This is a genomic window from Jiangella asiatica, from assembly GCF_004349065.1.
Taxonomy (GTDB): Bacteria; Actinomycetota; Actinomycetes; order Jiangellales; family Jiangellaceae; genus Jiangella; species Jiangella asiatica.
The window spans coordinates 1-12,542 of record NZ_SMKZ01000031.1; the positions used below are offsets into that span (position 1 = coordinate 1).

Annotated in this window: 15 protein-coding genes; 3 read left to right on the top strand and 12 right to left on the bottom strand. The window is 70.3% G+C overall.

Annotation, left to right across the window (positions count from 1 at the left end):
* Positions 1-70: 70 nt before the first annotated feature.
* Positions 71-955: an AAA family ATPase gene (locus E1269_RS19920; protein WP_131897750.1), complete on the bottom strand. Its 885-nt coding sequence runs from the start codon at positions 953-955 to the stop codon at positions 71-73.
* Between the two features lie 60 nt (positions 956-1,015).
* Here E1269_RS19920 and E1269_RS19925 point away from each other — a divergent pair, with 60 nt between their 5' ends.
* Positions 1,016-2,329, top strand: coding sequence for an MFS transporter (locus tag E1269_RS19925; protein WP_203433914.1), 1,314 nt, complete (start codon positions 1,016-1,018; stop codon positions 2,327-2,329).
* A 2-nt stretch (positions 2,330-2,331) separates the two neighbouring features.
* Here the strand turns inward: E1269_RS19925 and E1269_RS19930 are convergent, their stop codons facing one another.
* From E1269_RS19930 to E1269_RS19980, 11 genes are all read right to left on the bottom strand, one after another.
* Positions 2,332-2,814 (bottom strand): SRPBCC domain-containing protein, encoded by a 483-nt coding sequence (locus E1269_RS19930; protein WP_131897752.1) that lies wholly within the window; start codon positions 2,812-2,814, stop codon positions 2,332-2,334.
* A complete protein-coding gene (locus tag E1269_RS19935; protein WP_131897754.1) occupies positions 2,811-3,230 on the bottom strand; it encodes an ArsR/SmtB family transcription factor in 420 nt (139 codons plus the stop codon). Before E1269_RS19935 ends, E1269_RS19930 begins: the two co-directional genes overlap by 4 nt.
* Positions 3,231-3,735: 505 nt before the next feature.
* The gene (gene def, locus E1269_RS19940; protein ID WP_131897756.1) at positions 3,736-4,281 is read right to left on the bottom strand and encodes a peptide deformylase; all 546 of its coding nucleotides are present in this window, start codon (positions 4,279-4,281) and stop codon (positions 3,736-3,738) included.
* Between the two features lie 54 nt (positions 4,282-4,335).
* Entirely contained in the window at positions 4,336-4,941 is a 606-nt protein-coding gene (locus E1269_RS19945) for an HAD family hydrolase (protein WP_131897758.1), read from the bottom strand.
* A complete protein-coding gene (locus tag E1269_RS19950; protein ID WP_131897760.1) occupies positions 4,938-5,252 on the bottom strand; it encodes a metal-sulfur cluster assembly factor in 315 nt (104 codons plus the stop codon). The genes E1269_RS19945 and E1269_RS19950 overlap by 4 nt, the downstream gene beginning before the upstream one ends.
* Positions 5,249-5,713 carry a Fe-S cluster assembly sulfur transfer protein SufU gene (gene sufU, locus E1269_RS19955; RefSeq protein WP_131897762.1) on the bottom strand — a complete coding sequence of 155 codons (465 nt, stop codon included), beginning with the start codon at positions 5,711-5,713 and terminating at the stop codon, positions 5,249-5,251. The genes E1269_RS19950 and sufU overlap by 4 nt, the downstream gene beginning before the upstream one ends.
* Positions 5,710-6,996, bottom strand: a complete 1,287-nt coding sequence (locus E1269_RS19960; RefSeq protein ID WP_131897764.1) for a cysteine desulfurase — start codon at positions 6,994-6,996, stop codon at positions 5,710-5,712. Before E1269_RS19960 ends, sufU begins: the two co-directional genes overlap by 4 nt.
* Positions 6,997-7,119: 123 nt before the next feature.
* Positions 7,120-7,878 carry a Fe-S cluster assembly ATPase SufC gene (gene sufC, locus E1269_RS19965; protein WP_131897766.1) on the bottom strand — a complete coding sequence of 253 codons (759 nt, stop codon included), beginning with the start codon at positions 7,876-7,878 and terminating at the stop codon, positions 7,120-7,122.
* Positions 7,879-7,888: 10 nt separating this feature from the next.
* Positions 7,889-9,166 (bottom strand): Fe-S cluster assembly protein SufD, encoded by a 1,278-nt coding sequence (gene sufD, locus E1269_RS19970; RefSeq protein ID WP_131897768.1) that lies wholly within the window; start codon positions 9,164-9,166, stop codon positions 7,889-7,891.
* Between the two features lie 40 nt (positions 9,167-9,206).
* Complete coding sequence (gene sufB, locus E1269_RS19975; RefSeq protein ID WP_131897770.1) at positions 9,207-10,619, bottom strand: Fe-S cluster assembly protein SufB; 1,413 nt, start codon at positions 10,617-10,619, stop codon at positions 9,207-9,209.
* 2 nt (positions 10,620-10,621) lie between these two features.
* Positions 10,622-11,323, bottom strand: coding sequence for a helix-turn-helix transcriptional regulator (locus E1269_RS19980; RefSeq protein ID WP_420810654.1), 702 nt, complete (start codon positions 11,321-11,323; stop codon positions 10,622-10,624).
* A gap of 262 nt (positions 11,324-11,585) precedes the next feature.
* Here E1269_RS19980 and E1269_RS19985 point away from each other — a divergent pair, with 262 nt between their 5' ends.
* Both E1269_RS19985 and E1269_RS19990 read left to right on the top strand, forming a co-directional pair.
* Positions 11,586-12,260 (top strand): hypothetical protein, encoded by a 675-nt coding sequence (locus E1269_RS19985; protein WP_131897772.1) that lies wholly within the window; start codon positions 11,586-11,588, stop codon positions 12,258-12,260.
* A 39-nt stretch (positions 12,261-12,299) separates the two neighbouring features.
* Positions 12,300-12,515, top strand: a complete 216-nt coding sequence (locus E1269_RS19990) for a DUF6458 family protein (protein WP_131897774.1) — start codon at positions 12,300-12,302, stop codon at positions 12,513-12,515.
* The last annotated feature ends 27 nt before the right edge of the window (positions 12,516-12,542 follow it).

A 12,542-nucleotide genomic window follows, 5' to 3' on the forward strand; every position in this document is an offset into this window, starting at 1 on the left:
GGCGGGACGGGCGTGCCGGCCGCGGCCAGCCGTCGGGCGAACCCGACGAGGTGGTGGGTGATGTCCACGCTCACGGCCGGCCGACCAGCTCGATCACCTCGCCCAGGACCCGCTCGGTGTCCTCCTGGTACTTGAGGACCGCGCCGAGCGTCCGGGACGCCAGCTCGGGGTCGAGCTCGGTGGCGCCCAGCTCCGCCAGCGCGGCCACCCAGTCGATCGACTCGGCCAGTCCCGGCGGCTTGAGCAGGTCGGCGCCGCGCAGCCGCTGCACCGCGCGAGCGACGTCGCCGGCCAACCGCTCCCCCACACCCGGCAGCCGGCGCCGGATGACGGCCACTTCACGCTCGAACGTCGGGTGCGCCAGCCAGTGGTAGAGGCAGCGCCGCTTGAGCGCGTCGTGGACCTCGCGGGTGCGGTTGCTGGTGACGACGACGACCGGCGGCGTCGGCGCGCGGATGGTGCCGATCTCCGGGATCGAGATGGTGAAGTCCGACAGCACCTCCAGCAGGAACGCCTCGAACTCGTCGTCGGCACGGTCGACCTCGTCGACCAGCAGCACCGACGGCGACGTCTCCAGCGCGCGCAACAGCGGCCGCGCGAGCAGGAACCGACGGTCGTACAGCTCGTGCTCCAGCCGGTCGACGTCGGTGACGCCGGCAGCCTCGGCGGCACGCAGGTGCAGCAGCTGGCGCGGGAAGTCCCAGTCGTAGAGCGCCTGCGCGGCGTCCACGCCCTCGTAGCATTGCAGCCGGATCAGCGGCGCGTCCAGCACCGTCGCCAGAGCCTGCGCCAACGACGTCTTGCCGACCCCGGCCTCGCCCTCCACGAACAGCGGCCGGCCCATCCGCAGCGCGAGGAAAGCCGCCGTCGCCAGGCCCTCGTCGGCCAGGTAGCCGGCCGCGTCCAGACGCACGGCCAGGTCGTCGGGCGAGGAGACGCCGTCGGTGTCAACCATGGCCCAACGCTACGCCGCGCCGGCTTGTGCACGCAGCGGCGATGACCCATCCTCGTCCTCGTGCCCAGCGACGACGGGGAACGGGTCGCCGCCGACAACGACCGTCGTGGCGCGGACACGAGCGACGACGGGGAACAGCGCGGCGCCGCTCGGCTGCTGCGCGAGGACTCGGCGTTCCGGTCGTTGTTCGTGGCTCGGACCGTGTCGTTCCTGGGCGACTCGCTGAGCCTGGTCGCGCTGATGCTGCACGTGGCGCAGACCGCCGGGCAGGCGATCGCGGTCTCCTTGCTGCTGTTGGTCGGCGATCTCGCGCCGGCGCTGCTGAGCCCGTTCACCGGGGCGTTGAGCGACCGGTTCGACCGGAAGCGGGTCATGATCGCCTGCGAGGTGCTCCAGGGCGCGCTGCTCGCGGCGATCGCGCTGTCGTTGCCGCCCTTGCCGCTGCTGCTGGTGCTGGTCGGCGTGCGGGCGGTGGCCGGTCAGGTCTTCCTGCCGGCGTCGCGGGCCGCGGTGGCCACGCTCGTGCCGGCGCGGGACCAGGCGACGGCGAACTCCGTCCTGGGCCTGGCGACGAACGGCGGCGAGGCGGCCGGACCGCTCGTCGCCGCGGCGCTGTTCCCCCTGGTCGGGGTCGCCGGTGTGCTGCTCGTGGACGCGGCGACCTTCCTGCTGTCGGCGGCGCTGCTGGCCACGCTGCCTCGGCTCCCGCCGTCGTCGACCCCCGGGACCGGCGGCGCGACGGTCGCCGGCGACGCGACGCTGACCGGCGACGCGAAGGCCGGCCTGGCGCTGATCTGGCGCACCCCGGCACTGCGGATCGTGGCGCTCGGGTTCTGCGCGGTCGTGGCGTTCAACGGCATCGACGACGTCGCGCTGGTGGTGCTGGCGAGCGACACCTTCGACGCCGGCGACTCCGCCGTCGGCGTGCTGCTGGCCGCGGTCGGGATCGGGTTGTTCGCCGGCTACGCGCTTCTGGCCCGCTCCGCGCACCGGTGGTCGATGGTGACGCTGCTGGTGACCGGGTTCGCCGTCAGCAGCGTCGGCAACCTGCTGACCGGACTGGCCTGGGCAGTCGCGGCGGCGTTCACGCTACAGACGGTGCGCGGCCTCGGCATCGCCGCCATGGACGTCGCCACCAACACCCTGCTGCCCCGGCTGGTGCCCGCGACGATGCTGGGCCGCGTCTTCGGCAACCTCTACGGCGCCATCGGTCTCGCCGCCGGGGTGTCGTACCTGGCCGGTGGGCTGCTGCTGGACGCGACGTCCGCGCCGGCGACGTTCGCCATCGCCGGCGCGGGCGGCACGGTGGCCACCGTCGTCGTCGCCGTGGCGCTGCCCCGGGCGATGCGCCGCGGCGGCGACGGTCAGCCCTGAGGTCACTGTGCCAGCAGGTCGGCGAGCCGCTCGAACTGCTCGATGATGCCCTTGGCCATGCCGGCGGAGATGGCGAACTCCAGCACTTCCGCCGACGGGAAGCGGGTCACCCAGTGCACCCGGGTGCCGCCCTCGACCTCCTCGAACGTGATGGTCTCGACGGCGGGCGGCCCGGCCGGTCCGTCTTCGGGCGCCGTCGTCCGCACCAGCCGGGTCGGCGGCTCGACCTCGAGGTACTCCCCCGCGAACGTGACGCTGCCGCCGTCGTACTTGTTGATCCACTTCCAGCCGCCGCCGGGACGGACGTCCATCTCGACGACCTCGGTGGTGGTGCCGTGTGGGCCGATCCACCGCGCGAGGTGCTCCGCCGAGGTCATGGCCGCCCACACCAGGTCGCGCGGTGCGGCGAAGGTCCGCTCGATGAGCAGCTCGTCGTTCTCGGCGACGACCTTCGTCGCCTCGTTGCCCAGGTCCTGCTTCGTCATGGTGTCTCTCCGTTCGGTTCGGTCTTCTCGGGGACGTCGCGATGGTCGGCCGCTGCGGGTCGCTCGGGCACGTCGTTGTGTTGGGGCCCGGCGCCTTGCAGCTCGGCGAGGTAGCCGTCGAGCCGGTCGAAGCTCACACCGAGGAACTCCCGGTACCGGGTCATCCACGCCACCACCTCTCGCAGCGGCTCCGGCCGCAGCCGGCACGGGCGCCACTGGGCCTGTCGACCCTGTTCGACGAGCCCGGCGTTCTGCAGCACCTTCACGTGCTTGGAGATGGCCGGCAGGCTCACGTCGAACGGCTGGGCCAGCTCGCCCACCGTCGCCTCGCCGTCAGCCAGCCGAGCGAGGATCGCCCGGCGCGTGGGATCGGCCAGCGCCGCGAACGTCGTGCTGAGGTGATCGACTCGGCTCATCACTTTCCCTAACGGTTAATTAACCTTCTTGGAAACTACGGGCCATCCGCATGGGTTGTCAAGAGGGCTGAACCGAAGAGCGACGGCGGGCGTCCAAGAAGCACGGGCCGGATCGTCGAGGGACGTCCGGAGGCGGGTTTCCGGGGCCGCTGATCGCGGTGACGGCGCCGCCGGCGCGCGGTGCCCGTGGTGACACCTCTCCGTCACGGGACGCTGGGGCCGACGACCGTGCGTGCGCCGCACGCGTGAGCGCCGGGTGACCTCCGACGATCCGGCCCGCCCACGCCACGAATGACACCGTCGACGCCGGGGCCGTGAACCGCGGCGCCGAGCTCTATCCGCGCCACCGCTCCGTGCCGGCCCACACTCGAATTTCTTGCGCATGCCCCGGCTTCTGGCTCATATGACGCCGATATCGACCCCGTGCGCCAGAAATCCGAGCGTCCGCAAGCGAAGCGAGCATCAGCCCACCTGACCCGCGCGGGGTTGGCGGGCTACGGCTGGGTCAGGTGGCGCGGCCGAAGGTGGCGTGCGGCGACTCGCGGATCGCCGGGGCGTCCTCACCGGCCCAGGCGGCCTCGCGGATGGCCTTCATCGCGGCCTTGCGGGCGTCGCGGTCGAGCTTGTCGATGAAGAGGATGCCGTCGAGGTGGTCGGTCTCGTGCTGGATGGCGCGGGCCAGCCGCTCACTACCCTCGATGGCGACCGGGTCGCCGTACATGTTGAAGCCGTGCGCCACGACGCGCAGCGCCCGGCGGCAGTCGTACTCGAGGCCGGGCAGCGAGAGGCAGCCCTCCGGGCCGAACTGCTCCTCCTCGGACAGTTCGAGGACTGGGTTGATCAGGTGCCCGACGACGTCGTCGACGTCATAGGTGAACACGCGCAGGGAGACACCGATCTGGGGCGCGGCGAGACCGGCGCCGGGTGCGTCCAGCATGGTGTCGGTGAGATCGTTGACCAGGGCGCGCAGCTCGCGGTCGAAGTCGACCACCGGCTCTGCCGTGGTGCGCAGCACCGGGTCGCCGAACAGCCGGATCTGACGGACGGCCAAGGTACTCCCCCTCTGTGATCGTTCCGGCCGCGCCACGACGGCGCCACCTTCAGGTTAGCCGGACAGCAGGCCCAGCCGGCGCAGGTCGGCTCGGAGCCGGTCCGGGCCGGTGAAGTGCAGCGCGGTCATGCCGAGCTGCGCGGCGGCGGTGACGTTCGGCGGGTTGTCGTCGATGTACACGGTGGACGCCGCGTCTAGGCCGTAGCGGTCCAGCAGCACCTGGTAGATGCGCGGGTCCGGCTTGACCATCCTCTCGGTGCCGGAGACGACGATGCCGGCGAACCACGACAGCCACTCGAACCGTTCGACGGCAAGCGGGAACTTCTCCGCCGACCAGTTGGTCAGCGCGTACAGGCCCACGCCGTCCGCCCGCAGCTCGCGCAGGATGTCGACGGTGCCCTCGATCTGCCCGCCGATGGTCTCGATCCAGCGAGTGTCGTATGCGGCGATCAGCTCGGAGTGCTCGGGGAACCGGTCGGTGAGCGTGGCGACCGCGTCGGCCCAGGTGCGGCCCGCATCCTGCTGGGCGTTCCACTCCGACGTCGTGACCTCGGCCAGGAAGCGCTCGACCGCGTCGTCGTCGGAGAGCAGAGTGCGGTAGAGGTAGCGCGGATCCCAGTCGACGAGAACGCCGCCGAGATCGAACACGACGGCTTTCATACGTTGAAGCCGAGCGCGCGCAGCTGCTCCCGCCCCTCGTCGGTGATCTTGTCCGGCCCCCACGGCGGCATCCACACCCAGTTGATGCGCAGCTCGTTCACCAGGCCGTCGGTGGCGGCCGCCGCCTGCTCCTCGATGAGGTCGGTCAGCGGGCAGGCCGCGCTGGTCAGCGTCATGTCGACGGTGGCGACGTTCTCCTCGTCGACGGTGACGCCGTAGATGAGGCCGAGGTCGACGACGTTGATGCCCAGCTCGGGGTCGACGACGTCGCGCAGCGCCTCCTTGAGGTCCTCGATGTCGGTGGCGGTCATCGCCTCTCCTCCTCAGCAGCAACAACTGGCGATCCGACGGCCCGCGCGGTGGCGTCCTTGAACGCCATCCAGGACAGCAGCGCGCACTTGACCCGGGCCGGGTACTTGGCGACGCCGGCGAACGCGATGCCGTCGCCCAGCACGTCCTCGTCCGGCTCGATCTGACCCTTGCCCTGCATCAGCTCGACGAACGACTGCTCCACCGCCATGGCGTCGGTGATAGTGGAGCCGGTCAGCAGCTCGTGCAGCACGCTCGCCGAGGCCTGGCTGATGGAGCAGCCCTGGCCCTCGTACGAGACGTCGACGACCTTCTCGCCGTCCAGGGCGACCCGGACGGTGATCTCGTCGCCGCAGGTGGGGTTGACGTGGTGGGCCTCGGCGTCGAACGGCTCGCGCAGCCCGCGCCCGTGCGGGTGCTTGTAGTGATCCAGGATGATCTCCTGGTACAGGCTGTCGTTCACCCGAAGAACCTCTTCACATGCTGGACGCCGGCGGCGAGCGCGTCGATCTCGTCGGTACTGGTGTACAGGTAGAACGACGCTCGCGTGGTCGCCGGTATTCCGTACCGGACGCAGACCGGCCGGGCGCAATGGTGCCCGACCCGCACCGCGACGCCCTGCTCGTCCAGCACCTGGCCGACGTCGTGCGGGTGGATGCCGTCGACGGTGAACGAGATGGTGCCGCCGCGCAGCTCCGGGGTGTCCGGGCCGATGATCTTCACACCGTCGATGGCGTGCAGCTTCTCCAGCGCGTACGCGGTGATGGCGTGCTCGTGGTCGTGGATGCGCTCCATGCCCACCGCGCAGAGGTAGTCGACCGCCGCGCCCAGCCCGACGGCCTGCGCGATCGGCGGCGTCCCGGCCTCGAACTTGTGCGGCACCGGCGCGAACGTGGAGCCCTCCATGGCCACGGTCTCGATCATCTCGCCGCCGCCGAGGAACGGCGGCAGCCCGTCGAGCACCTCCCGGCGACCCCACAGCACGCCGATCCCCGTCGGGCCGACCATCTTGTGCCCGGTGAAGGCCATCAGGTCCACACCCAGCGCGGTGACGTCGACCGGCAGGTGCGGCACCGACTGCGACCCGTCCAGCAGCACCAGCGCTCCGACCTCGCTGGCCCGCGCGAGGATGGTCTCGACGTCGTTGACGGTGCCGAGGATGTTCGACTGATGCACCAGCGAGACGATCTTCGTCCGCGGGTTGATCAGCTCGCCGAGCGTGGACAGGTCCAGACGGCCTTCGTCGGTCAGCCCGATCCAGCGGAACCGGGCGCCGGTGCGCCGGGCGGCCAGCTGCCACGGAACGATGTTCGAGTGGTGCTCCATCTCGGTGACGACGATCTCGTCGCCGGGTCCGAGCCGGTACCGCGGGTTCTCCGCCAGGCCGCTGGCCAGCGTGTTCGCCACCAGGTTGAGCGCCTCGGAGGCATTCTTGGTGAAGATGATCTCGTCCCGGCTGGGCGCGCCGATGAACGCGGCGATCTTGTCGCGGGCGCCCTCGTAGGCCGCGGTGGCCTCCTCGCCGAGCTGGTGCACCGCCCGTGCGACGTTGGCGTTGTGCCGGGTGTAGTGGTCGGCCAGCGCGTCGAGGACCGCGGTCGGCTTCTGCGACGTGTTGGCCGAGTCCAGGTACACCAGCGGTCGGTCACCGGCCAGCCGCCGATCGAGGATCGGGAAGTCCTTGCGGACCCGCTCCACGTCCAGCGGGCTGTTCGCTCCGACGCTCACGGCGGGCTCCTCACTCATCGGTGTCCCTCAAATGATCACGTTCAGCAGGATCACCCGAGCCTCACCATGCTTGCGAGCATGGTGCGACACGAGATTTCGTGCTGAACGTGATCATTTCGGGGTCTCGGTACGGTCAGGGGATCAGGCGCTGGCGCCGGCGTAGTCGACGTAGCCCTTCTCCTCCAGCTTGTCGGCCAGCTCCGGCCCGCCCTCCTCGGCGACCCGGCCGCCGACGAACACGTGCACGTAGTCCGGCTTGATGTAGCGCAGGATGCGCGTGTAGTGCGTGATCAGCAGCACGCCCTTGTCGCCGCTGGAGGTGAACCGGTTGACGCCGTCGGCCACGACGCGCAGCGCGTCGATGTCCAGGCCGGAGTCGGTCTCGTCCAGCACCGCGAACTTCGGGTTCAGCAGCTCCAGCTGCAAGATCTCGTGGCGTTTCTTCTCACCGCCGGAGAAACCGGTGTTGAGGTCACGCTCGGCGAAGGCGTCGTCGATGGACAGCCGGTCCATCGCCCCCTTGACATCCTTGACCCACGTGCGCAGCTTGGGCGCCTCGCCGTCGACTGCGGTCTTGGCGGTGCGCAGGAAGTTCGACACCGACACGCCCGGCACCTCGACGGGGTACTGCATGGCCAGGAACAGGCCGGCCCGGGCGCGTTCGTCGACGGTCATGGCCAGCACGTCCTCGCCGTCCAGCAGCACTTCGCCGCTGGTGACGGTGTACTTCGGGTGCCCGGCCAGCGAGTAGGCCAGCGTGGACTTGCCCGAGCCGTTCGGGCCCATGACCGCGTGCGTCTCGCCACTGCGGACCGTGAGGTCCACGCCGCGCAGAATCTCCTTCGGGCCGGACTCGGTCTCGACGGAGACGTGCAGGCCGCGGATCTCCAGGGTACTCATCTCGGTTGCCTCAGTTCTTCGCTTCGGTGGTCTCGTGGTCAGTTCTCGACGGTGCGGTCACGGCCGCGCTCGACGACGCGGCCGGCAGGCCCTCGCCGATGGCCAGCTCGCGCTCGACGGTGGCGGACAGCCGATCGGCGATCTCCGGAACGCCGATCTTGTTGATCAGCTCGGTGAAGAAGCCGCGCACGACCAGCCGGCGGGCCTCATCGGCCGAGATGCCCCTGGCCATCAGGTAGAACAGCTGTTCGTCGTCGAACCGGCCGGTCGCGCTGGCGTGGCCGGCGCCCTCGATCTCGCCGGTCTCGATCTCCAGGTTCGGCACCGAGTCGGCGCGGGCGCCGTCGGTCAGGATCAGGTTGCGGTTGAGCTCGTAGGTGTTGATGCCCTCGGCCTCGGGCCGGATGAGCACGTTGCCGATCCACACCGTGTGCGCCTTCGCACCCTGCAGCGCGCCCTTGTACAGCACGTTGCTGCGGCAGTTGGGCCGGTTGTGGTCGACGAACAGGCGCTTCTCCAGGTGCTGGCCGCTGTCGGCGAAGTAGAGGCCGAGCAGCTCGGCGTCGCCCCCGGGCGCGGCGTAGTCCAGCGTCACCGACGTGCGCACGAGGTCGCCGCCGAAGCTGACGACGGCGTGCTTGACGACGGCGTCGCGCCCCACCCGCACGTGGTGGTGCGACAGGTGTACGGCGTCGTCGGCCCAGTCCTGCAGGCTGACGACGGTGAGCCGGGCGCCGTCGTGCGTGACGACCTCGATGTTGTCGACGAACAGCGCCGAGCCCTCGTGCTCGAGGACGACGACGGACTGGCTGAACCGCTCGGCGGTGATGACGACGTGCCCGGCGGCGGCCTTCTCGGCGCCGAGGCCGCGCAGCCGCACGATGGTGGGTCGCTCCGTCTGGACCTCGGCCGGGATGGTGATGGCCAGCGTCGTGTCGGCTTCGGCCCATGCCCGCGCGCTGGGGCGGTCGACCGGGACGTACCCGGACGATCCGCGGACCGCGGCGGAGCGGGCGTCGGTGACCTCGATGGTCTCGACGACGACGCGCGGGTCGGCGTCGACGCCGACCTCGTAGTCGTTGCCGTCCAGCGGGGTGTCCACGTGCAGGTCGCGCAGCCGCGCCATCGGCGTGAAGCGCCACGCCTCGTCGCGCCCGCGCGGTACCGGGTGCGCGTCGACGTCGAACGACGCGACGGTGTTGAACGCGCTGCCGCCGTGGCCCTTGGCCTCGGCACCAGCGCCGTGCGAGTGCTCGGTCAGACCGTGCTGGACCGTGTCGCTAGTCATCTGCTCTCTCTCGTGATGGTCGTTCGGGTTCGACACGGCGTCAGCCGACGGCGCCTTCCATCTGCAGCTCGATCAGCCGGTTGAGCTCCAGCGCGTACTCCATGGGCAGCTCGCGTGCGATCGGCTCGATGAAGCCACGCACGATCATGGCCATGGCCTCCTCCTCGGTCAGCCCTCGGCTCATCAGGTAGAAAAGCTGGTCCTCACTGACCTTGGAGACCGTGGCCTCGTGGCCCATCGAGACGTCGTCGTTGCGGATGTCGACGTACGGGTAGGTGTCCGACCGCGAGATGGTGTCGACCAGCAGCGCATCGCAGCGCACCGTGCTGGCGCTGTGGCTGGCACGTGGCATGACCTGCACCAGGCCCCGGTACGACGTGCGACCGCCGCCGCGCGCGACCGACTTGGAGACGATGGAGCTGGACGTGTTCGGCGCCAGGTGGACCATCTTGGACCCGGAGTCCTGGTGCTGGCCCTCACCGGCGAACGCCAGCGACAGCGTCTCGCCCTTGGCGTGCTCGCCCATCAGGTAGATGGCCGGGTACTTCATGGTGATCTTGGAGCCGATGTTGCCGTCGATCCACTCCATGGTGGCGCCCTCGGCGGCCGTCGCCCGCTTGGTGACCAGGTTGTACACGTTGTTCGACCAGTTCTGGATGGTCGTGTACCGGGCGCGGGCGCCCTTCTTCACGACGATCTCGACGACGGCGCTGTGCAGCGAGTCGGTCGAGTAGATCGGCGCGGTGCAGCCCTCGACGTAGTGGACGTAGGCGTCCTCGTCGACGATGATCAGCGTCCGCTCGAACTGGCCCATGTTCTCGGTGTTGATGCGGAAGTAGGCCTGCAGCGGGATCTCGACGTGCACGCCCTTCGGCACGTAGATGAAGCTGCCACCGGACCACACGGCCGTGTTCAGCGCGGAGAACTTGTTGTCGCCAGCCGGGATGACCGAGGCGAAGTACTCCTTGAACAGCTCCGGATGCTCCCTGAGGCCGGTGTCGGTGTCGAGGAAGATGACACCCTGCTCCTCGAGGTCATCACGGATCTTGTGGTAGACGACCTCGGACTCGTACTGCGCGGCGACGCCGGCTACGAGGCGCTGCTTCTCCGCCTCCGGGATGCCGAGCTTGTCGTAGGTGTTCTTGATGTCCTCAGGCAGCTCCTCCCAGGACGCGGCCTGCTTCTCCGTCGAGCGCACGAAGTACTTGATGTTGTCGAAGTCGATGGTCGAGAGGTCGGCGCCCCACGTGGGGATCGGCTTCTTCTCGAACAGCCGCAGGGCCTTGAGCCGCGTCTGGAGCATCCACTCCGGCTCCCCCTTGAGCGCGGAGATCTCGCGCACGACATCCTCGTTGAGGCCGCGCTTGGCCGCGGCGCCGGCGGTGTCGGCGTCGGCCCAGCCGTACTCGTACCGGCCAAGGCCCTCGAGCTCGGGGTGAGCGGTGGTGGTCATATCTAAGAGATCCTCTCCGCGGATGCGTCGGGTCGTGCCTGGTGCGCTTGCGGTGGCTGGTGAGCTTGCGGTGCCGGGTGGACGGCGTCGCCCGCGGGACCGCCCCACGGTATGTGGGTGGTGCAGACGCCCTCGCCGTGCGCGATCGTGGCGATGCGCTGGACGTGGGTGTCGAGCAACCGGGCGAAGGCCTCGGTCTCGGCCTCGCACAGCTGCGGGAACTGCTCGGCAACGTGCGCGACCGGGCAGTGGTGCTGGCACAGCTGCTCACCGGTGACCGGCGAGGCCACGGCCGAGGCGGCGTAACCGTCGGCGCTCAGCGCGTCGGCCAGGGCAGTGGCCCTGTCCTCCGGCTTCGCCGCTTCGATGATAGGCCGGTAGCGCTCCTCGAGGTCGGCGATCCGCCGACGAGCGAACTCGGCGACGAGGTCCTCGCCTCCAGTCTCGGCCAGGAACCGCAGCGCGCCGACGGCGAGGTCGTCGTAGGCCTGCTCGAACGCGTCCCTACCGGCCGCGGTCAGGACGAACACCTTGGCCGGGCGGCCGCGACCGCGCTGGCCGTAGACTCGCTCCTCGCGGGCCTCCAGCATGCCCTCGGCCAGCAGCGTGTCCAGGTGCCGCCGCACCGCCGCCGGGGTCAGCCCGAGGCGCTCACCGAGGGCGGCCGCCGTCGACGGGCCGTTCTCGAGGATGGACCGGGCCACCCGCTCGCGGGTGCGGGCGTGCGCGTCGTGAACGCGGGCGTGTGCGTCCTGACCACCGGGGAAGGGCCCCGTGGTTGCTGCCGCGTCACGCACCTTTTTCACAACACCATCGTGCTCTTTTTCCGGGCTCGACTCAACCTCCTGTCCGTGCGATGCGTCACGCAGGACAGGCTTACCTCACCGGAAGGGCGCAGGCGGCGGGCCCGACAGCGGGTAGCCGAGCCCCCACTGGGTAGTCGTGAAGACGGAAGGTGGTGCGCCGATGGAAGCGCTCGTGGTCCTCCTGTTCGCGGCGCTGGCCGGCGCCGTCGTCGTCGGAGTGCGCATCTCCCAGTACACCGCGCGGGGGCGCGGCGCAGCGTTGCACGAGGCCGCCCGCGCCCACGGCTGGCGAGTCACCGCCGACGGCGGCAGCCGGACACTGCGCTGGAGCGGTCCGCCGTTCCGCCCCGGCAGCGGTGCCGCACGCACCGTCGTCAGCGGGGAGCATCGCGGCCGGGAGTTCGTCGCCTTCGAGTACGTCGACGAGGCCAAGCCCACGCCCCACGCCAAGACCGCGATCCCGCACCGGTTCATGGTGGTCACGATGACACTGCCGGCCGCGGTGCCGGAGCTGTCGGTCATCCGCCGCGACCCGGTCGAGTCCGTGCTCACGCGGGCGCTGGACGTGCCGATGCTCGACGTCGGCGACGACGAGTTCAGCGCGCGGTCCGCGGTCACCAGCACGGACCCGCTGTTCGCGACGACGGTCCTACAGCCGCTCGTCGTCGATCACCTCAAACGGCAGCCGCGGTGGAACTGGCGGTTCGACGGGGCCACGATGCTCGCCTGGGACAAGGGCCGGCTCGAACCGGACCGGCTGACCGCCCGCCTCACCGCGATGGCCGAACTGCTCGACCGTGTCCCCGCCGAGGCCTGGCGCCATACCGCGTCGTGAGCCTGTTTGGTGAATATCCGCCCCGGGTACGGACCCGGCATGACGCTGGGTCGCGGCATCTTCCTCATGACGATCGGGCTCATCCTGGCGCTCGCGGTGCGGGACCGGGTGGGCACGTTCGACCTGAGCATGATCGGCTGGATCCTGACCGGAGTGGGCCTGCTCGTCTTTACCCTGTCGTTCCTGGTCGGACCGGCCCGGACGGCGCACGAACCCGACGTCGTCGACGAGCCGGACGACGTCGACGAGGTCTGAGCGCGGGCGACGTCGGACCGCGTGGCA